This window comes from Isoptericola sp. NPDC056605, from assembly GCF_042792795.1.
In the GTDB taxonomy this organism is placed as follows: Bacteria; Actinomycetota; Actinomycetes; order Actinomycetales; family Cellulomonadaceae; genus Isoptericola.
In genome coordinates this window covers 1-20,006 of record NZ_JBHTVT010000026.1, presented here as the reverse complement: position 1 = coordinate 20,006, position 20,006 = coordinate 1, and the positions used below count along the sequence as shown (strand labels likewise).

Genomic DNA, 20,006 nt, shown 5'->3' with positions numbered 1-20,006 from the left:
GGTGAGTCCCGCATGTCCGTGGCCGTCCGCGTGATCCCGTGCCTCGACGTCGACGACGGACGGGTCGTCAAGGGCGTCAACTTCACGAACCTGCGTGACGCGGGCGACCCCGTGGAGCTGGCCTCCCGGTACGACCGTGAGGGCGCCGACGAGGTGACGTTCCTCGACGTGTCCGCCTCGTCGGGCGACCGCGCCACCATGGTCGACGTGGTGCGCCGCACAGCCGACCAGGTGTTCGTGCCGCTCACGGTGGGCGGCGGCGTCCGGTCCACGGACGACGTCGACCGGCTGCTGCGCGCCGGGGCCGACAAGGTCGGCGTCAACACCGCCGCCATCGCCCGGCCCGAGCTGGTGGCGGAGATCGCCGCGCGCTTCGGGCGCCAGGTGCTCACCCTGTCCGTGGACGCCCGCCGCGTCACCGGGGAGACCGTCACCGCCTCGGGCTACGAGGTCACGACCCACGGCGGCCGCCGCGGCACCGGGATCGACGCCGTCGAGTGGGCCGCGCGCGCCGCGCACCTCGGCGCGGGCGAGATCCTGCTGAACTCCATGGACGCCGACGGCACCACCTCCGGCTTCGACCTCGACATGCTCGCCGCGGTGCGGGAGAGGGTCGACGTGCCGCTCGTGGCGTCGGGAGGCGCCGGGGTGCCGGAGCACTTCGTCGCCGCGGCCCGGGCGGGCGCCGACGCCGTGCTCGCCGCGAGCGTCTTCCACTTCGGCACGCTGTCGATCGGTCAGGTCAAGGCGGCGCTCGCCGAGGCGGGCATCGAGGTGCGGAGGTGAGCACGGGGTCGGTCGGACGACACCCTCGCGGACGACGAGCGGAGCCGTGACGACCGCGCTCACCGGGTCGAGGCTGCGCCGCTCGGCGACGCTCGTCTGGCGCGGCATGCGCTCCGAGCCGCGGCTGTACGTGCTGGCCGTGGGCGCGTCCGCCGTGTTCGGCGCCGCCACGGTCGCGGTGAGCCGGGCCGTCGGCTGGGCCACCGACGCGGTCGTCGTCCCGGCGATCGCGGGCGACCCGGACGCGCGCTCGCGCGTCTGGGTCGCGGGGCTCGTGCTCGCCGCGGTGGCGCTCACGCTCGCCCTCGGCGTCGCCGGGCGGCGCATCTGGGCCGGCTACGGTTTCGCGGCGATCCAGGCGCACCACCGGCGCGGGCTGTCCCACCAGTACCTGCGCCTGCCGGTCTCCTGGCACCGCGCGCACCCGGCCGGCCGGCTGCTGTCCGCGGCGAGCGCCGACGTCGAGGCCGCCACCGGTGTCTTCAACCCCCTGCCCTTCGCGCTCGGCGTCGTGGTGATGATCGGCGTCGCGGCGGGGACGCTGCTCGCGGTGGACGTGTGGCTGGCGGTCGCGGCCCTCCTGGTCGTGCCGGCCGCGATCGCCGCGAACGTCGTCTTCCAGCGCCACATGACGCCCGCCGTCACGCGCGCGCAGCAGCTGCGGGCCGAGGTGGCCGACGTCGCGCACGAGTCGTTCGAGGGCGCCCTGCTCGTGACGTCGCTGGGCACCGCCGACCGCGAGGAGCGCCGGTTCGCCGAGCGCGCCGACGCGCTGCGTGCCGCGAACGTCCGCGTCGGCACCGTGCGGGCCGTCTTCGACCCGGTCATCGAGCTGCTGCCCTCCCTGGGCACGCTGGCCGTGCTGGGCGTGGGCACCTGGCGGGCGTCCACCGGGGCGGTCGACGCGGGCGACGTCGTGACGGCCGCCTACCTCCTGACCGTCATGGCGGTGCCGGTGCGCGCGTTCGGCTGGGTGCTCGGCGAGCTGCCGCGCGCCCTCGTCGGGTACGACCGGATCGCGGGCATCCTCGACGCCTCGTCGACGCTGCTGCCGGGCACGCGGGCGCTCCCGTGCGCGGCGGGCGGCCTGGCGGTCCGTCTCGAGGGCGTCGGGGTGGTGGTGCCGGCGGCCGGCACCACGGTCACCCTGCTCGACGCCGTCGACCTCGACGTCGCGCCCGGGAACACCGTGGCCGTGGTGGGCAGCACCGGCGCGGGCAAGACGACCCTCGTGTCGCTGCTCGCGCGACTCAGCGACCCGAGCCGCGGCCGGGTGCTGCTGGACGGCGCGGACGTGCGCGACCTCGCCGCGGGCGAGGTGCCCGCGCAGGTCGCGCTCGTGACGCAGCAGACGTTCGTCTTCGAGGACACGGTGCGCGCCAACGTGACCCTCGCCGACCCCGGCGACGACGGCGTGCCGGACGACGCCGAGGTCTGGGAGGCGTTGCGCGTCGCGCGCGTCGACGACGTCGTGCGCGCGCTGCCCGGCGGGCTCGACGCGCCCCTGGGCGAGCGCGGGGCCAACCTGTCCGGCGGGCAGCGCCAGCGCCTCGCCGTCGCCCGGGCGCTGGTCCGCCGCCCCCGGCTGCTCGTGCTCGACGACGCCACCTCGGCCGTCGACCCGCGCGTCGAGGCGGAGATCCTCGGGTCCCTCGCGTCGGCGCGCGGCGACGGCCGGGGAGAGGCACGGGGCACGACCGTCGTGATGGTCGCCTACCGCATGTCGTCGGTCGCCCTCGCGGACGTCGTCGTGCACCTCGAGGGCGGCCGTGTCGTCGACGTCGGGCCGCACGCGGACCTGCTGGCGCGCGACCCCGGGTACCGCGCGCTCGCCACGGCCTACGAGCGGGAGACGGAGCGCCGGGCGCGCGAGCTCGCCGACGAGGCGGCCGCGGGGGAGCGGCTGCCGGAGGCCGAGCCGGAGCCCGGGACGGACGTCGAGGAGCGGGAGGGGACACGGTGAGCGCGACACGCATCGCCGCCGCCAGCGAGCTGGGCGTCCTCGCCACGCTCCGGCGGGGCGTGCAGATCTCGCCGCAGATCGTGGACGGACTGTGGCTCACGCTCGCGCTCGCCGTGCTGGCGGCCGCGGGCCGGGTCGTCGTGCCGGTCGCGGTGCAGCGCACGATCGACGACGGCATCCTCGCCGGCGGCGGGCCCGACGCGGGACGGGTGGCGCTGCTGACCGGGCTCGCGGCGGGCGCCGTCGTCGTGGCGGGGCTGTGCACCGCCGTCGTCAACGTGCGTCTCTTCCGCCGTACCGAGGCGGGGCTCGCCGCGCTGCGGGTGCAGGCGTTCCGGCACGTGCACGACCTGTCCACCCTGGCGCAGGGCACCGAGCGCCGCGGCGCGCTCGTGTCCCGCGTGACCTCCGACGTCGACACGATCTCGCTGTTCGTGCAGTGGGGCGGCATCCAGCTGCTCGTCTCGACCTTGCAGGTGCTCGTGGCCACCGCCCTCATGGCCGTGTACTCGTGGCAGCTCACGCTGGTGGTCTGGGCGTGCTTCGTGCCGCTGTTCCTGGTGCTGCGGCGCGCGCAGGGCACGGTGAACCGCGCCTACGCGGCGGTGCGGCAGGCGGTCGGCGCGATGCTCGGCGCGATCTCCGAGGCCGTGGTGGGCGCCGAGACGGTGCGGGCGTACGGCGTGGCCGCGCGGACCGGGCGCCGGGTCGACGCGGCCGTCGAGAGGACTCGCGCCACGCAGGCCCGTGCCCAGCTCCTCGTCTCGTCGGTGTTCTCGAGCGGCGTGCTCGTCGCCAACCTGGTGCTCGCCGTGGTCGTCGTGGTGGGCACGCTGCTCGGCGTCGGCGGCGGCCTGACCGCGGGCCAGGTCGTCGCGTTCCTGTTCCTCGTGCAGCTCTTCACCGGTCCGGTGCAGCAGGCCACGGAGATCCTCAACGAGCTGCAGAACGCCGTCGCGGGCTGGCGGCGCGTGCTCGCCGTGCTGGAGACGCCCCTCGACGTGGCGGACGCCGACGACGCGACGGCGAGCCCCCGGGGCCCGGCCAGGGTGACGCTGCGCGGGGTGCGGTTCGCCTATCCGGACGGGCCCGAGGTGCTGCACGGGGTGGACCTGGAGCTGCCCGCACGCCGCAAGGTCGCCGTCGTCGGACGCACGGGCTCGGGCAAGACCACGGTCGCCAAGCTGGTCGCCCGCCTCATGGACCCGACGGCCGGGGCGGTGCTGCTCGACGGCGTCGACCTGCGCCGCCTCACGCTCGCCTCGCTGCGCGAGCGGGTCGTCCTCGTGCCGCAGGAGGGCTTCCTCTTCGACGGCACGGTGGAGCAGAACGTCGCCTACGGGCTGCGCCCCGAGCCGCCGTCCGACCCGCGCGAGACCAGGGCCCGCGTCGCGGGGGCCGTGGACGCCCTCGGCCTCACCGACTGGGTGGCGGGGCTGCCGCAGGGGCTGGACACGCCCGTCGGCCAGCGTGGCGAGGCGCTGAGCGCGGGGGAGCGGCAGCTGGTCGCCATCGCGCGCGCCTACCTGGCCGCCCCCGACCTGCTGGTGCTGGACGAGGCCACCTCGGCCGTCGACCCCGCCGCCGAGGTGCGGATCGCGCGGGCGCTGGACTCGCTCACGTCCGGGAGGTCGACCCTCACCATCGCCCACCGGCTCTCGACGGCGGAGGCGAGCGACCTCGTGGTCGTCGTCGACGACGGGCGCGTGGTCGAGGTCGGCGGGCACGCGGAGCTGGCGGCCGCGGGCGGCGTCTACGCGCGGATGCACGCGAGCTGGGTGGCCCAGACCCGTTGACGGGCGTGCCGACGGGGCGGACGGTGCGCCCCGCGCCCCGCCGCGCCGTGGGAAGATGCACAGGTGCCCGATCTGACCGACGCCTCCCTGCCCGGGGCTGCTCTCGACCCCGCGCTCGACCCCGCGATCGCCGACCGGCTCAAGCGGGACGAGCACGGCCTCGTCGCCGCGGTCGTGCAGCAGCACGACACCGGCGAGGTGCTCATGCTCGGCTGGATGGACGACGAGGCCCTGCGCCGCACCCTCACCGAGGGCCGCGTGACGTTCTGGAGCCGGTCGCGCGAGGAGTACTGGCGCAAGGGCGACACGTCCGGGCACGTCCAGCTCGTCCGGTCCGTCGCGCTGGACTGCGACGGCGACGCCCTGCTCGTGCGCGTCCACCAGGTGGGCGCCGCGTGCCACACCGGCTCGCGCACCTGCTTCGAGGCGGGCGGCGACCTGGGGGCCGTCGTCGGCCCCGACGCGCCCGCCGCCTGACCGCGCCCCTCGCCACCGGCGGCGCACCACGCGCCGCACCGCCCAAGCCCGACCACCCACGTACAGCTCGACGATCCTCAGGAGGACCGGTGACCACGCCCACCGTCGCGCAGCCCCACCCCGCCCCGCGCACCGCCCCCGTGGCGGGCCCGTCGGAGCAGGACCTGGCGTGGGGCGCGACGTGGCCGGGTCTCGGGACGTTCCGCGAGCTGGCCGCCGACCGCCGGGTGATCCCCGTGGTCCGGCGCGTGCTGGCGGACGACGTCACGCCGGTCGGCCTCTACCGGACGCTCGCCCAGGACCGCCCGGGCACCTTCGTGCTCGAGTCGGCGGAGTCGTCCGGCGGCTGGTCGCGCTGGTCGTTCGTGGGCGTCGACTCGCGCGCCACCCTCACGGCGTCCGACGGGCACGCCGTGTGGCACGGCGACGTCCCGGCGGGCATCCCGCTCGAGGGCGACGTCGTCGAGGTGCTCGGCGCGGCGCTGGAGGCGCTGCGCACGCCGCCGATCGAGGGACTGCCCCCGCTGACGGGCGGGCTGACCGGCGCGCTCGGCTGGGACGTGGTGCGCCACTGGGAGCCCACGCTGCCCGCGAACGCCCCGGACGAGCTCGGCGTGCCGGAGGTGGCGCTGAGCCTCGCCACGGACCTCGTGGCGGTCGACCACCACACGGGCAGCGCCTGGCTCATCGCCAACGCCATCAACGGCGACGGCACCGACGAGCGGGTCGACGAGGCGCACGCCGACGCCGTCGCCCGCCTCGACGCGATGCAGGCGCGGCTGGCCACGCCGGCCCCGCCGCAGCCGACGGTGCTGCGCGGGCCGGACGAGGTGACCGAGCCCGCCCTGGAGTTCCGCTCCACGCGCGAGGAGTTCGAGGCCGCCGTGCGCACCGGGCAGGAGGCGATCCGCGACGGCGAGGTGTTCCAGGTGGTGCTGTCGCAGCGCCTCGGCCTGGACTGCCCGGCCGCGCCGCTGGACGTGTACCGCGCGCTGCGCACCATCAACCCGAGCCCGTACATGTACTACTTCCGGCTCACCGGCCCCGACGGGCGCGACCTCTCCGTCGTCGGCTCCAGCCCCGAGACCCTGGTGAAGGTGACGGACGGGCACGTCACGACGTACCCGATCGCCGGCTCGCGGCCGCGCGGCGCGACCGTCGAGGAGGACGTGGCGTTCGGCGAGGAGCTCCTCGCCGACCCCAAGGAGCGCGCCGAGCACCTCATGCTCGTCGACCTGTCGCGCAACGACCTCGTCAAGGTCTGCGAGCCGACGTCGGTCGAGGTGGTCGAGTTCATGGCCACCCGCCGGTTCAGCCACATCATGCACCTGTGCTCCACCGTGGTGGGCCGCCTGCGACAGGGCGCGACGGCGCTCGACACCCTGCGCGCGACGTTCCCCGCCGGCACCCTCTCGGGGGCTCCCAAGCCGCGTGCCATCGCCCTGATCGACGAGCTGGAGCCTGCGTCCCGCGGGATCTACGGCGGCACCGTGGGCTACTTCGACTTCGGCGGCAACATGGACATGGCCATCGCGATCCGCACCGCGTGCATCCGCGACGGCAAGGCGTGGGTGCAGGCCGGCGGCGGCATCGTCGCCGACTCGGTGCCGGCTCTCGAGTACGAGGAGTCGCGCAACAAGGCGGCCGCGGCGGTGCGCGCGGTGCAGCTGGCCGCGCGGTTCCGGGCGCTCTGAGCGCGGCACGGACCAGCACGACGGACGGGCAGGCGGACATGGACGACGACAGGGCACGGGCCGCGCACGACGGCACCCACGACGGCGCGCACGAGGGCGACGGCGGTCGCCCGCCGGGCCGCGGGCCGCTGCGCGCGCGGTCGCGGGCGGTGTGGTCGGTGGTGGCGGTCGGCGGGCTCACCCTCGCGACGGCGTCGCCGACCTGGGTGAGCACGACGGTGTCGACGGCCCTCGAGCCGACGGTCGACGTCGCGGTCACGGGCACGACGGCGGCGCCCGCCGTGGGCGCCGCCGCGCTCGTGGTGGTGGCGGGCGGCGTCGCCCTCGCCATCGCGGGCCGCGTGGCGCGCTGGGTCGCGCTGGTCGTCGTCGCGCTCGCGGGCGCCCTGGCCACCGCCTCGGCGGCGGCCGTGCTGCTCGACCCGCTGCCCGCCGCGACGTCGGGCGCGTCGGCGACCGCCGGCGTGACGGACCTCACGTCGCCCGTCTCCGTCGCCGTGTGGCCCTGGCTGACCGCGGTGCTCGGCGTGGCGGCGGTGCTCGTCGCCGCGCTCGCGGCGGCGGGCGCGCCCGCCTGGGGAGCCACCTCCGGGCGGCACGAGCGCGCCGATGCCGCACCCGGCCCGGGCGGCAGCGCCCCGAGCGCCGAGGCGCCGCCGTCGGGGGACGACCCCGACGCGCCTGGTCAGCACGACCCCCACGACGCCTGGGACGCGCTCTCCCGGGGAACCGACCCGTCCGCGGACCGCTAGGCTGGACCGCGCACCACGTCACGAAAGGGCATCACATTCCCATGACCGAGAACCGCAACGCCGAGGTCGCCTACCTGCCCCCGGCCGTCCCGCCGACCAACCACGGCCACACGACCGCCGCGTGGACGGCGATGATCGGCATCATGCTGGGCGTGGCCGTCGGCGCCGTCGGGATGCTGCCCCCGGTCCCGGACGCGGTGGTCTGGGTCGGTGCCGTGATCGTGGCCGCCTCGCTCGTGCTCGGCCTCGTGCTGCGCAACATGGGCCTCGGACAGCCGAAGGACGGCGTGACGCCGCGCCGGGCTCCTTCCGGCCACTGAGCTTCCTCCCGGCGGCGGCTCCGCCCGCCCGCCGGCACGAGGACGGCGCGCCCCCGACCCACGGGGGCGCGCCGTCGTCGTCTCACGCTCGGAGACGTGTCCGGGCCGTCCCGCGGACGGGCCTACGATGGCAGGCAGACGTCGGTGCGGCGTCAGGGGACGGGGAGGCAGACCATGACGGTCCTGGAGGACATCGTCGCGGGGGTCCGTGAGGACCTCGCGGTACGCCAGGCGCGGACGTCGCTCGACGAGCTCAAGGAGCGCGCGGCGCGCGTGCCGGGCGCGCTCGAGTGCTGCGGCCGGCTGCTCTCGGAGGATCGCGTCGCCGTGATCGCGGAGGTGAAGCGATCCAGCCCCAGCAAGGGCAACCTGGCGTCGATCTCCGACCCCGCGGCGCTGGCCGAGGAGTACGCCAGCGGCGGGGCCAGCGCGATCTCCGTGCTCACGGAGCAGCGACGGTTCGGCGGCTCGCTCGCCGACCTGGACGCCGTCCGCGCCCGCGTGGACGTGCCCGTGCTGCGCAAGGACTTCGTCGTCACGCCGTACCAGGTGTGGGAGGCACGGGCCCACGGGGCGGACCTCGTGCTGCTCATCGTCGCGGCCCTGGAGCAGACCGTGCTGACGTCCCTGATCGAGCGGGTGCACTCGCTCGGCATGACGGCGCTGGTCGAGGCCCACACCGACGACGAGGTGCGTCGCGCCCTCGACGCCGGGGCGCGCGTGGTGGGCGTGAACGCCCGCGACCTCAAGACGCTCGAGGTGGACCGCACGACCTTCGCGCGCCTCGCCCCGCTCATCCCCGACGACGTCGTCCGCGTCGCCGAGTCCGGCGTCCGCGGCCCGCACGACGTCCTCGACTACGCCCGGTCCGGCGCGCACGCCGTGCTGGTCGGCGAGGCGCTCGTGACCGACGGCGCCCCGCGCCGGTCGGTGGCCGACCTGGTCGCGGCCGGGCAGCACCCCGCGCTGTGGTCGGTCCGCCCGGCGGCCCAGCCGTAACCACCGCAGCACGTCGCACGACCACGGCACAACACCACACACGGCACACCATCCCGACGCGTCCTGGACGGCGGGCGGCGGAGGCCCGGGCGACCGGTACCCTCTGACGACCCCTCGTGCAGAGCGCCGAGCGGTGCCGACGAGAGACGGAGGACCCGTGCCCGACCAGCCCGTACGGGAGGCCCTGACCGAGACCCTGGCGCACCAGGTGCTCGGGCGGCTCGCGGACGTCGAAGGCCCCTACTTCGGCCAGTTCGGCGGCCGCTTCGTGCCCGAGGCCCTCATCGCCGCGCTCGACGAGCTGGAGACCGAGTACCGCAAGGCGCTCGGCGACCCGGCGTTCACGGACGAGCTGGCACGCCTGCACCGGGAGTACACCGGGCGTCCCTCGCCGCTCACCGAGGTGCCGCGCTTCGCGGAGCACTGCGGGGGCGCCGAGGCCGGTCACCGGGTGTTCCTCAAGCGCGAGGACCTCAACCACACGGGGTCCCACAAGATCAACAACGTCCTCGGCCAGGCCCTGCTGGTCAAGCGCATGGGCAAGACGCGGGTGATCGCCGAGACCGGGGCCGGGCAGCACGGCGTGGCCACCGCGACGGCGGCCGCCCTGCTCGACCTCGAGTGCGTCGTCTACATGGGCGAGGAGGACACGCAGCGTCAGGCGCTGAACGTCGCCCGGATGCGGTTGCTGGGCGCCGACGTCGTGCCGGTGAAGATCGGCTCGCGCACCCTCAAGGACGCGATCAACGAGGCGCTGCGCGACTGGGTCGCGAACGTCGACTCCACGCACTACCTGCTCGGCACGGTCACGGGCCCGCACCCGTTCCCGGAGATGGTCCGCGAGTTCCACCGCATCATCGGCGAGGAGGCGCGCGAGCAGATCATCGAGCGCATCGGCCGGCTGCCGGACGCCGTCGCGGCGTGCGTGGGCGGCGGGTCGAACGCGCTCGGCATCTTCAACGCCTTCCTCGACGACGAGGGGGTGTCGCTGCACGGCTTCGAGGCCGGGGGCGAGGGCATCGAGTCCGGCCGGCACGCGGCCCGCTTCTCCGGCGGGGCCCCGGGCGTGCTGCACGGCGCCCGCTCCTACCTGCTGCAGGACGACGACGGCCAGACGCTGCCGAGCCACTCGGTCTCGGCCGGGCTGGACTACCCGAGCGTCGGGCCCGCGCACTCGTGGCTGCACGACCTGGGGCGCGCCACGTACGAGCCCGTGACGGACGACGAGGCCATGGAGGCCTTCCGGCTCCTGTGCCGCACCGAGGGGATCATCCCGGCGATCGAGTCCGCGCACGCGCTCGCCGGAGCCGTACGGCTGGGTCGCGAGGCGGCCGAGGCCGGTCGTCCCGGCCAGTTGATCCTGGTGAACCTGTCGGGTCGCGGGGACAAGGACGTGGCCACCGCGGCGCGGTGGTTCGGGCTGCTCGACGAGGACCGGACGGACGACACGGCGGAGGGGGACCAGTGACCACGACCGACACCACTCCGGCGGCGACGTCGACCACCGGCGCGCGCCTCGACGCCCTGCGCGACGAGGGCCGCGGCGCACTCGTCGCCTACCTGCCCGTCGGGTTCCCGGACGTCGAGCGCTCGATCGAGGCCGTCCTGGCGACCGTGGACGCGGGCGCCGACGTCGTCGAGATCGGCGTGCCGTACACCGACCCGGTGATGGACGGACCGGTGATCCAGCGCGCTGCGGAGGCCGCGCTCGCCGCCGGCACCCGGGTCCGCGACGTGCTGCGCGTCGTCGAGGCCGTCGCCGAGCACTCGGGCGGGCGCGTGCCCGCCCTCGTGATGACGTACTGGAACCCGGTGCTGCGCTACGGGGTGGACGCGTTCGCGCGCGACCTCGCGGCCGCCGGGGGCGCCGGTCTCATCACCCCCGACCTCATCCCCGACGAAGGCGCGGACTGGATCGCGGCGTCGCAGGAGCACGGCCTCGACCGCGTGTTCCTCGTCGCGCCGAGCTCGACGCCCGAGCGCCTGGCGCTGACCGCCCGCGCGTCGCGGGGCTTCGTCTACGCGGCGTCGACGATGGGCGTGACCGGCACCCGCGACCAGGTGGGCGACCGAGCCGAGCAGCTCGTCGCCGACACCCGGGCGGCGGGCGCCGACCACGTGTGCGTCGGGCTCGGCGTCTCGTCCGGCGACCAGGCCGCCGAGGTGGGCCGGTTCGCCGACGGCGTCATCGTCGGCTCGGCCCTCGTGCGCCCGCTGCTCGCCGACCGTCCGTGGTCCGACCGGCTCGACACGCTGCGGGCGACCGTGACGGACCTCGCCGACGGCGTGCGCCGTGCCCGCGGGGGGCCGGGGGAGGGCGCGTGAGCGCGTCCCTGCTGGCGTCCGCGGCGTCGGTGCAGGCGGCGATCCCGAGCCCGTCGCAGCACACGTGGTACCTCGGCCCGGTGCCGCTCCGCGCGTACGCGCTGGCCATCCTGGCCGGTATCGCGGTCGCGATCTGGATCACCACCAAGCGCTGGGTCGCCCGGGGCGGGGACGCGGACGACGTCCTCGACATCGCGTTCTGGGCCGTCCCGTTCGGCATCGTCGGTGGCCGGCTCTACCACGTGATCAGCACGCCCGAGCCGTACTGGGGCGAGGGCGGGGACCCCGTGCGCGCCCTGTACGTCTGGGAGGGCGGCCTCGGGATCTGGGGCGCGGTGGCGCTCGGCGCCGTCGGCGCCTGGATCGGCTGCCGCCGCAAGGGCGTGCGGCTGAGCTCGTTCGCGGACGCGCTCGCACCCGGGCTCCTCGTCGCGCAGGCGATCGGACGCCTGGGCAACTGGTTCAACCAGGAGCTGTTCGGCGCCCCCACGACGCTGCCCTGGGGGCTCGAGGTCTCCCCGGCCGTGATCGAGCGGCTCAACGCGGACACCGGCACGGCGTTCGCGGCGGGGACCCTGTTCCACCCCACGTTCCTGTACGAGCTGCTCTGGAACCTCGGGGCGGCCGCACTTCTCGTCTGGCTCGACCGCCGGTACAGGCTCGGTCATGGGCGGGTATTCTGGGCCTACGTCGCGCTCTACACTCTGGGCAGGGTGTGGATCGAGATGCTCCGCATCGACACCGCCGAGCACGTGCTCGGGCTGCGTCTGAACGTGTGGACGTCGATCGTCGTGGGCCTCGGTGCCCTCGTCGCCTTCGTCGTCATCGGCAGGCGCTACCCGGAGCGTGAGGACGGGGTGGAGCTGCCCGGCCGCAGCCGCGACCGGCAGGAGGAGGACCGTCGGTCCCGGGACGACCGGGTCGACGCCGAGCAGGACACCGGGCAGGACACGGGGCACGACCCCGAGCCCGACACTGAGCTTGACACCATGAGCACCGCGCACGCCGGGGCCGCCGCAGGCGCCTCCGGCCGGGACGACGGCCGCGACAGCGGCGGCGGACCGCACCGTGCGGACGCGCAAGGACCCGGTCCCGACCAGGGACCGACCGACCGCGCCTGAGGCGACTCCGACCGGGGCACCACCCGGGCGGGGCCGCCTATGTTTCCGACGGGCCGACGATGTCCCGACCACCTTTGAGCATGACGCGCCCGCGTGCGGGCGTGCAGGAGGACGGTGTTGATGACCACGCCGCAGCATCGGGTCGCGCGGCCCTCGGCCCAGGGCCTCTACGACCCCGCGTCCGAGCACGACGCGTGCGGTGTCGCGTTCGTCGCGACCCTGCGCGGGACGCCCGGCCGCGACATCGTGGACGCGGGCCTGACCGCACTGTTGAACCTCGACCACCGCGGAGCGGTCGGTGCGGAGGAGAACAGCGGGGACGGGGCCGGGATCCTCACGCAGATCCCGGACGCCTTCGTCCGTGACGTCGTCGCCGCCGAGCTCCCGCCCGCCGGCCACTACGCGATCGGCATGGCGTTCCTGCCTCAGGCCGTCGCGGAGGCCGACGCGGCCGCCCGCCGGTTCGAGGCGATCGCCGCGGAGGAGAAGCTCGACGTCCTCGCCTGGCGCGACGTGCCGGTCACGGCCGACCTGGTCGGCCCGACGGCGCGCGCCTCGATGCCCCTGTTCCGGCAGGTCGTCGTGGCGGACCCGTCGCGCGAGCTGTCGGGGCTCGAGCTCGACCGGCGCACCTACCGCCTGCGCAAGCGCGCGCAGAACGAGCTCGACCTGTTCCTCGCCTCGCTGTCGAGCCGCACCCTCACGTACAAGGGCATGCTCACGACGGCGCAGCTCGAGCCGTTCTTCCCCGACCTGAGCGACCCGCGCTACGCGTCGGAGATCGCGCTGGTCCACTCCCGGTTCTCCACGAACACGTTCCCGTCGTGGCCGCTGGCGCAGCCGTTCCGGCTCGTGGCGCACAACGGCGAGATCAACACCGTGCGGGGCAACCGCAACTGGATGGCCGCCCGCGAGAGCACCATGGCCAGCGAGGTGCTCGGCGACCTGGCGCCGCTGCTGCCCGTGTGCACCGAGGGGTCGAGCGACTCGGCCAGCTTCGACGAGGTGCTGGAGCTGCTGCACCTGTCCGGCCGCTCGCTGCCGCACGCCGTGCTGATGATGGTCCCGGAGGCGTGGGAGAACCACGCCGAGATGGACCCGGCCCGGCGCGCGTTCTACCAGTACCACGCGAACCTCATGGAGCCGTGGGACGGGCCCGCCTGCCTCACGTTCACCGACGGCACCCTCATCGGCGCCGTCCTCGACCGCAACGGCCTGCGTCCGGGCCGCTACTGGGTCACGGAGGACGGCCTCGTCGTGCTCGCGTCGGAGGCCGGCGTCCTGGACCTCGACCCCGCGACGATCGTGCGCAAGGGGCGCCTCGAGCCGGGGCGCATGTTCCTCGTCGACACGGAGCAGGGCCGGATCGTGGAGGACGACGAGCTCAAGTCGCAGCTCGCCGCCCAGCGGCCGTACGGCGAGTGGATCGCCGGCAACACGATCACGCTGGACTCGCTGCCGGAGCGCGAGCACGTCGCGCACTCGCCCGCGTCCGTCCAGCGGCGGCAGCGGGCCTTCGGGTACACCACCGAGGAGCTGAAGATCCTCCTCACGCCGATGGCCGACACCGCCGCGGAGGCGCTCGGGGCCATGGGCTCGGACACGCCGATCGCCGTGCTGTCGAGCCGGCCGCGGCTGCTGTTCGACTACTTCACGCAGATGTTCGCCCAGGTGACGAACCCGCCGCTGGACTCCATCCGCGAACAGCTCGTCACGGCGATCGACAGCACGATCGGCCCCGAGCCGAACCTCCTCGAGGAGGTCGCGAGCCACGCCCGCAAGCTCGACCTGCCGTTCCCGGTGCTCGACAACGACGAGCTCGCCAAGATCGTGCGCATCGACCGGGACCCGCGGCTGGAGGGCGAGTTCCGCGCCGGCATCGTGCGCGGCCTGTACGAGGTGTCCGGCGGCGGCAAGGCGCTGCAGGCCCGCCTCGAGGAGATCTTCGCCCAGGTGGACGCGGACATCGCGGCCGGGGTGACGCACGTCGTCCTGTCCGACCGCGACTCCGACTCGGAGCTCGCGCCGATCCCGTCGCTGCTGCTGACCAGCGCCGTGCACCACCACCTGCTGCGGCAGGGCACCCGCACCCGGATCTCGCTCGTCGTGGAGGCGGGCGACGTGCGGGAGGTGCACCACGTCGCGCTCCTGATCGGGTACGGCGCCGCCGCGGTGAACCCGTACCTCGCCATGGAGACGGTCGAGGACCTCGCGCTGCGCGGCTACCTCGCCGTCACGCCGGAGAAGGCGGTCGCCAACCTCATCACCGCGCTCGGCAAGGGCGTGCTCAAGGTGATGAGCAAGATGGGTATCTCGACGATCATGTCGTACCGCGGCGCCCAGATCTTCGAGGCCGTCGGGCTCTCCCACGAGCTCGTCGAGGACTACTTCACCGGCACGACGAGCCGTCTGGCCGGCATCGGCCTGGACGTCATCGCGGCCGAGGTCGCGGCGCGGCACGCGGAGGCGTACCCGGCGTCGGGCAACCACGCGCCGCACCAGCGGCTGACCAGCGGCGGCGAGTACCAGTGGCGTCGGGACGGGGAGGAGCACCTCTTCGACCCCGAGACGGTCTTCCGCCTCCAGCACGCCACCCGCACCGGGCGGATGGACATCTTCCGCCAGTACACGCGGCGCGTGGACGAGCAGTCCCGTCGCCTCATGACGCTGCGCGGCCTGCTGCGCTTCACCCCGGACCGCGAGCCGGTGCCGATCGACGAGGTCGAGTCGGTCGAGGAGATCGTCAAGCGGTTCAACACCGGCGCGATGTCGTACGGGTCGATCTCCGCGGAGGCGCACGAGACCCTCGCGATCGCCATGAACCGGCTCGGCGGCCGGTCCAACACCGGTGAGGGCGGCGAGGACCCGGAGCGCCTGTACGACCCGGAGCGCCGCTCGCGGGTCAAGCAGATCGCGTCGGGCCGGTTCGGCGTGACGAGCGAGTACCTGACCAACGCCGACGACATCCAGATCAAGCTCGCCCAGGGCGCCAAGCCCGGCGAGGGCGGTCAGCTGCCCGGGCCCAAGGTGTACCCGTGGGTCGCCAAGACCCGGCACTCGACGCCCGGCGTGGGGCTCATCTCGCCGCCGCCGCACCACGACATCTACTCGATCGAGGACCTGGCGCAGCTCATCCACGACGCCAAGAACGCCAACCCGGCCGCGCGCGTGCACGTCAAGCTCGTCTCCGAGTTCGGCGTCGGCACCGTGGCGACGGGCGTGTCCAAGGCGCACGCGGACGTCGTGCTCATCTCCGGTCACGACGGGGGCACGGGCGCGAGCCCGCTGACGTCGCTCAAGCACGCGGGCACGCCGTGGGAGATCGGCCTCGCCGAGACCCAGCAGACGCTCGTGCTCAACAACCTGCGCGACCGCATCGTCGTGCAGGTCGACGGGCAGATGAAGACCGGCCGCGACGTCGTCGTGGCGGCGCTGCTCGGGGCCGAGGAGTTCGGCTTCGCGACCGCGCCGATGGTCGTCTCGGGCTGCGTCATGATGCGGGTCTGCCACCTGGACACGTGCCCGGTCGGCGTGGCGACGCAGAACCCGGAGCTGCGCAAGCGGTTCACGGGCAAGCCGGAGTTCGTCGTGAACTTCTTCGAGTTCATCGCGCAGGAGGTGCGCGAGCACCTCGCCTCGCTCGGCTTCCGGTCGATCGAGGAGGCCGTCGGGCACGTCGAGGCCCTCGACACGCGCAAGGCCGTCGACCACTGGAAGGCGCAGGGCCTGGACCTCGCGCCGGTGCTCGCCGCGCCCGAGGCGGTGCCGGGCACCACGCTGCACCAGGTGGCCACGCAGGACCACGGCCTGGCCAAGGCGCTGGACAACCAGCTGATCGAGAAGGCGCGCCCCGCGCTCGAGGACGCGCTCCCCGTGCGGATCGAGGTGCCGGTGCGCAACGTCAACCGCACGGTCGGCACGATGCTCGGTCACGAGGTGACCAAGCGGTACCGCGGCGCCGGTCTGCCCGACGACACGATCGACGTGACCCTCACGGGCTCGGCCGGCCAGTCGCTCGGGGCGTTCCTGCCGCGCGGTGTCACGCTGCGCCTGTACGGCGACGCCAACGACTACGTCGGCAAGGGCCTGTCGGGCGGGCGCATCGTCGTGCGTCCCGACCGGTCGGCGGTGCTCGAGGGCGCCGCGAACGTCGTGGCGGGCAACGTCATCGGCTACGGCGCGACGTCGGGCGAGATCCTGCTGCGGGGCCGCGTGGGCGAGCGCTTCGCCGTGCGCAACTCCGGTGCGACGCTGGTGACCGAGGGCGTGGGCGACCACGGCTGCGAGTACATGACCGGCGGGACGGTGCTGGTGCTCGGCCCCACCGGCCGCAACTTCGGCGCCGGCATGTCGGGCGGCGTGGCGTACGTGCTCAACCTGCGCGACGTCGCGATGAACATCCAGGCGGTGAAGAGCGGCGAGCTCGAGGTGGGCGCGCTGGACGACGCCGACTGGGACCGTGTGCGCGGCCTGCTGGAGCGGCATCTCGCGGAGACCGGCTCGCCCGTGGCGGCCGAGCTCCTCGAGGACGACGGCGCACGGGCCCGTTTCTCGCGCGTCCTGCCCGCGGGCTGGGCCCGCGTGCGCGCCGCGCTGGCCGACGCCGAGGCCGCAGGGAAGACGCTGGGCGAGGGCGACGACTTCGACCCGGCGATGTGGGAGCAGATCATGGAGGTGGCGCGTGGCTGACCCCCGCGGATTCCTGAAGGTGCGGGAGCGCGAGCTGCCGCCGAACCGCCCCGTCGAGGTGCGGCTGCGTGACTGGAAGGACACGCACGCCCACCGCGAGGACGGGCAGCCGTTCCTCAAGGAGCAGGCGGGCCGCTGCATGGACTGCGGCATCCCGTTCTGCCACCAGGGCTGCCCCCTCGGGAACCTCATCCCGGAGTGGAACGACCTGGTGTGGCGCGACCAGTGGGCCGACGCGATCGAGCGCCTGCACGCGACCAACAACTTCCCGGAGTTCACCGGGCGCGTCTGCCCGGCCCCGTGCGAGACGAGCTGCGTGCTGGGGATCAACCAGCCCGCCGTGACGATCAAGAACGTCGAGGTCTCGATCATCGACGAGGCGTTCGCGCGTGGCCTGGTGACGCCGCAGGTGCCCCAGCGGCTCACGGGCTCGACCGTGGCCGTCGTCGGCTCCGGCCCGGCGGGGCTGGCCGCCGCCCAGCAGCTCACGCGCGCCGGCCACACGGTCGTCGTGTACGAGCGGGACGACGCCATCGGCGGGCTCCTGCGCTACGGCATCCCCGACTTCAAGCTCGAGAAGACGCACATCGACCGTCGACTCGAGCAGATGGAGGCCGAGGGCACCCGCTTCCGCCCGGGGGTCGCCATCGGGCGCGACATCACCTGGGACGCGCTGCGCCGCCGGTTCGACGCCGTGGTCCTGGCCACGGGCGCCACCGTGCCGCGCGAGCTCACGGTGCCGGGCCGCGACCTGGGCGGCGTGCACGTCGCGATGGACTTCCTGACCCCGGCGAACAAGGCCGCGGCGGGCAACCCCGTCGACGGCGCGCCGTCGGCCGCGGGCAAGCACGTCGTGATCATCGGCGGCGGCGACACCGGCTCGGACTGCCTCGGCACGTCGCTGCGGCAGGGCGCCGCCAGCGTCACCACCCTGGCGATCGGCAAGCAGCCCCCGCTCGAGCGGTCGGCGAGCCAGCCCTGGCCGACGGACCCGATCGTCTTCGAGGTCTCGACGTCCCACGAGGAGGGCGGGGAGCGCAGCTACCTGGCCTCGACGGTAGAGTTCGTGGGCGGCGAGGACGGGAACGTCCGGGCCCTGAAGGTCGCCGAGACCGAGTACCTGCCGGACGGCCGGCGGGTGCCGAAGGCGGGCACCGAGCGGGAGATCCCGGCGGACCTGGTCCTCATCGCGATGGGGTTCACCGGCCCGGAGACCGACGAGCTGGTGACCCAGACCGGCGCGGAGCTCACGACTCGCGGGCTGGTGCGGCGCGGCGACGACTACGCCACCAGCCTGCCCGGCGTCTACGCGACGGGTGACGCGGGCCGGGGGCAGTCGCTGATCGTCTGGGCGATCGCCGAGGGCCGCGCGACGGCGGCCGCCGTGGACGCCTACCTGCAGGGCAGCTCCGAGCTGCCCGCGCCGGTCGGCCCGCGGACGGTCGCGCTGCGAGGATAAGAAGAACAACGACGAAGCAGTACCCGGGGCCGTTCGGGCGCCCGGGCGCCGCCCCGGCTCGCGCCGGGGCGGATCGACGACGAGGCTGGAGACATGCGCAGAGCGAAGATCGTGTGCACCATCGGACCCGCGACGGCGTCCCCGACCAAGCTCCGTGAGCTGGTCGACGCGGGCATGGACGTGGCCCGGATCAACCGGAGCCACGGGGAGCAGGCGGAGCACGAGGCCGTCTACCACGGTGTCCGAGAGGCGGCGAAGGAGTCCGGCCGCAACGTCGCAGTCCTCGTCGACCTCCAGGGCCCGAAGATCCGGCTCGGCCGGTTCGCGGGCGACCAGAAGCACTTCCTCAACGAGGGTGACACGTTCACCATCACCACCGAGGACGTGGAGGGCACCAAGGAGCTCGTCTCGACGACCCACAAGGGCCTGGCGGGCGACGCCCGCGTCGGCGATCCGCTCCTCATCGACGACGGCAAGGTGCGCGTGCGCGTCACGGCCGTCGAGGGCCCGCGCGTCGTGACGACCGTCGAGGTCGCCGGCCCGGTCTCGAACAACAAGGGCATCAACCTCCCCGGCGTCGCGGTCTCCGTGCCGGCGCTGTCGGAGAAGGACACCGACGACCTGCGCTGGGCGCTGCGCATGGGCGCGGACATCATCGCGCTGTCGTTCGTGCGGTCCGCGAAGGACTACGACGACGTCGCGGCGATCATGGCGGAGGAGGGCCGTACGGTCCCCGTCGTCGCCAAGATCGAGAAGCCGCAGGCGGTCGAGAACCTGGAGGAGGTCGTCGCGGCCTTCGACGGCTTCATGGTGGCGCGCGGCGACCTCGCCGTGGAGATGCCCCTGGAGCAGGTGCCGCTGGTGCAGAAGCGCATCGTGGAGCTGGCCCGCCGCAACGCGAAGCCGGTCATCGTCGCCACGCAGGTGCTGGAGTCCATGACCACCAGCCCGACGCCGACGCGTGCCGAGGCCTCCGACTGCGCCAACGCGGTGCTCGACGGCGCGGACGCGGTCATGCTCTCGGGCGAGACCAGCGTGGGCGACTACCCGATCATCACGGTCCAGACGATGGCCCGGATCATCGAGGCCACCGAGGAGATGGGCCGCGAGCGCATCGCGCCCCTGGGCTCCTCGCCGCACACCCGCGGCGGCGTCATCACCCGCGCGGCCGCCGAGATCGGCGAGACGCTCGGCGTGAAGTACCTCGTGACGTTCACCCAGTCGGGTGACTCGGCCAAGCGCATGTCGCGCCTGCGGTCGGGCATCCCGCTGCTGGCGTTCACGCCGGAGGAGAGCGTGCGCAACGTGCTCGCGCTCACCTGGGGCACCACCACCTACCAGGTGCCGAAGGTCGAGAGCGTCGACGCGATGGTCGGCCAGGTCGACTCCACGCTCCGTGCCAACGGGCTCGCCGAGCCCGGCGACCGCGTCGTGATCGTCTCGGGCGCTCCGGTGGGCGTGCCCGGCACGACGAACTCGATCCTCGTGCACCAGGTCGGCAGCCACTCCGACGTCTGACCTCCGACGGCCCGTGCCCCTCGGCTTATAGCCCAGGGGGCCGGGGCGGCGGCGGGGGGCGGCGGGGGGCCCCGGGGGGGGGCCCCCCGGGGGGGGGGGGGGGGGGG

Annotated in this window: 14 protein-coding genes; all 14 read left to right on the top strand. The window is 74.5% G+C overall.

Going from position 1 to position 20,006, the window contains the following annotated elements; all coding sequences use genetic code 11:
• Nucleotides 1-12: 12 nt before the first annotated feature.
• Nucleotides 13-786 carry an imidazole glycerol phosphate synthase subunit HisF gene (gene hisF / locus ACFQ8Y_RS20095; protein WP_430551852.1) on the top strand — a complete coding sequence of 258 codons (774 nt, stop codon included), beginning with the start codon at nucleotides 13-15 and terminating at the stop codon, nucleotides 784-786.
• Nucleotides 787-892: 106 nt separating this feature from the next.
• The gene (locus ACFQ8Y_RS20090) at nucleotides 893-2,749 is read left to right on the top strand and encodes an ABC transporter ATP-binding protein (RefSeq protein ID WP_430586571.1); all 1,857 of its coding nucleotides are present in this window, start codon (nucleotides 893-895) and stop codon (nucleotides 2,747-2,749) included.
• Complete coding sequence (locus ACFQ8Y_RS20085) at nucleotides 2,746-4,545, top strand: ABC transporter ATP-binding protein (protein ID WP_430551853.1); 1,800 nt, start codon at nucleotides 2,746-2,748, stop codon at nucleotides 4,543-4,545. Before ACFQ8Y_RS20090 ends, ACFQ8Y_RS20085 begins: the two co-directional genes overlap by 4 nt.
• 72 nt (nucleotides 4,546-4,617) lie before the next feature.
• Nucleotides 4,618-5,022: a phosphoribosyl-AMP cyclohydrolase gene (hisI, locus tag ACFQ8Y_RS20080; protein ID WP_430551870.1), complete on the top strand. Its 405-nt coding sequence runs from the start codon at nucleotides 4,618-4,620 to the stop codon at nucleotides 5,020-5,022.
• A gap of 140 nt (nucleotides 5,023-5,162) precedes the next feature.
• Nucleotides 5,163-6,716, top strand: a complete 1,554-nt coding sequence (locus ACFQ8Y_RS20075; RefSeq protein WP_430586570.1) for an anthranilate synthase component I — start codon at nucleotides 5,163-5,165, stop codon at nucleotides 6,714-6,716.
• Nucleotides 6,717-6,754: 38 nt separating this feature from the next.
• Nucleotides 6,755-7,468 carry a Trp biosynthesis-associated membrane protein gene (locus ACFQ8Y_RS20070; protein ID WP_430586541.1) on the top strand — a complete coding sequence of 238 codons (714 nt, stop codon included), beginning with the start codon at nucleotides 6,755-6,757 and terminating at the stop codon, nucleotides 7,466-7,468.
• Between the two features lie 41 nt (nucleotides 7,469-7,509).
• A complete protein-coding gene (locus ACFQ8Y_RS20065) occupies nucleotides 7,510-7,788 on the top strand; it encodes an HGxxPAAW family protein (RefSeq protein ID WP_430551855.1) in 279 nt (92 codons plus the stop codon).
• Between the two features lie 174 nt (nucleotides 7,789-7,962).
• Nucleotides 7,963-8,787: an indole-3-glycerol phosphate synthase TrpC gene (trpC, locus tag ACFQ8Y_RS20060; protein ID WP_430551856.1), complete on the top strand. Its 825-nt coding sequence runs from the start codon at nucleotides 7,963-7,965 to the stop codon at nucleotides 8,785-8,787.
• Between the two features lie 157 nt (nucleotides 8,788-8,944).
• Complete coding sequence (gene trpB / locus ACFQ8Y_RS20055; protein WP_430586540.1) at nucleotides 8,945-10,255, top strand: tryptophan synthase subunit beta; 1,311 nt, start codon at nucleotides 8,945-8,947, stop codon at nucleotides 10,253-10,255.
• A complete protein-coding gene (gene trpA, locus ACFQ8Y_RS20050) occupies nucleotides 10,252-11,112 on the top strand; it encodes a tryptophan synthase subunit alpha (protein ID WP_430551858.1) in 861 nt (286 codons plus the stop codon). Before trpB ends, trpA begins: the two co-directional genes overlap by 4 nt.
• Nucleotides 11,109-12,233 (top strand): prolipoprotein diacylglyceryl transferase, encoded by a 1,125-nt coding sequence (gene lgt, locus ACFQ8Y_RS20045; protein WP_430586539.1) that lies wholly within the window; start codon nucleotides 11,109-11,111, stop codon nucleotides 12,231-12,233. The genes trpA and lgt overlap by 4 nt, the downstream gene beginning before the upstream one ends.
• A 120-nt stretch (nucleotides 12,234-12,353) precedes the next feature.
• The gene (gene gltB, locus ACFQ8Y_RS20040; protein ID WP_430586538.1) at nucleotides 12,354-16,922 is read left to right on the top strand and encodes a glutamate synthase large subunit; all 4,569 of its coding nucleotides are present in this window, start codon (nucleotides 12,354-12,356) and stop codon (nucleotides 16,920-16,922) included.
• A complete protein-coding gene (locus tag ACFQ8Y_RS20035; protein ID WP_430551861.1) occupies nucleotides 16,915-18,381 on the top strand; it encodes a glutamate synthase subunit beta in 1,467 nt (488 codons plus the stop codon). Before gltB ends, ACFQ8Y_RS20035 begins: the two co-directional genes overlap by 8 nt.
• 93 nt (nucleotides 18,382-18,474) lie before the next feature.
• Nucleotides 18,475-19,899 (top strand): pyruvate kinase, encoded by a 1,425-nt coding sequence (gene pyk, locus ACFQ8Y_RS20030; protein ID WP_430551862.1) that lies wholly within the window; start codon nucleotides 18,475-18,477, stop codon nucleotides 19,897-19,899.
• The last annotated feature ends 107 nt before the right edge of the window (nucleotides 19,900-20,006 follow it).

What these genes read in the sequence shown, in the direction of transcription:
- hisF (WP_430551852.1), top strand. Translation starts at nt 13, where the DNA reads ATGTCCGTGGCCGTCCGCGTGATCCCGTGCCTCGACGTCGACGACGGA.
- ACFQ8Y_RS20090 (WP_430586571.1), top strand. Translation starts at nt 893, where the DNA reads ATGCGCTCCGAGCCGCGGCTGTACGTGCTGGCCGTGGGCGCGTCCGCC.
- ACFQ8Y_RS20070 (WP_430586541.1), top strand. Translation starts at nt 6,755, where the DNA reads ATGGACGACGACAGGGCACGGGCCGCGCACGACGGCACCCACGACGGC.
- ACFQ8Y_RS20065 (WP_430551855.1), top strand. Translation starts at nt 7,510, where the DNA reads ATGACCGAGAACCGCAACGCCGAGGTCGCCTACCTGCCCCCGGCCGTC.
- trpC (WP_430551856.1), top strand. Translation starts at nt 7,963, where the DNA reads ATGACGGTCCTGGAGGACATCGTCGCGGGGGTCCGTGAGGACCTCGCG.
- gltB (WP_430586538.1), top strand. Translation starts at nt 12,354, where the DNA reads ATGACCACGCCGCAGCATCGGGTCGCGCGGCCCTCGGCCCAGGGCCTC.
- pyk (WP_430551862.1), top strand. Translation starts at nt 18,475, where the DNA reads ATGCGCAGAGCGAAGATCGTGTGCACCATCGGACCCGCGACGGCGTCC.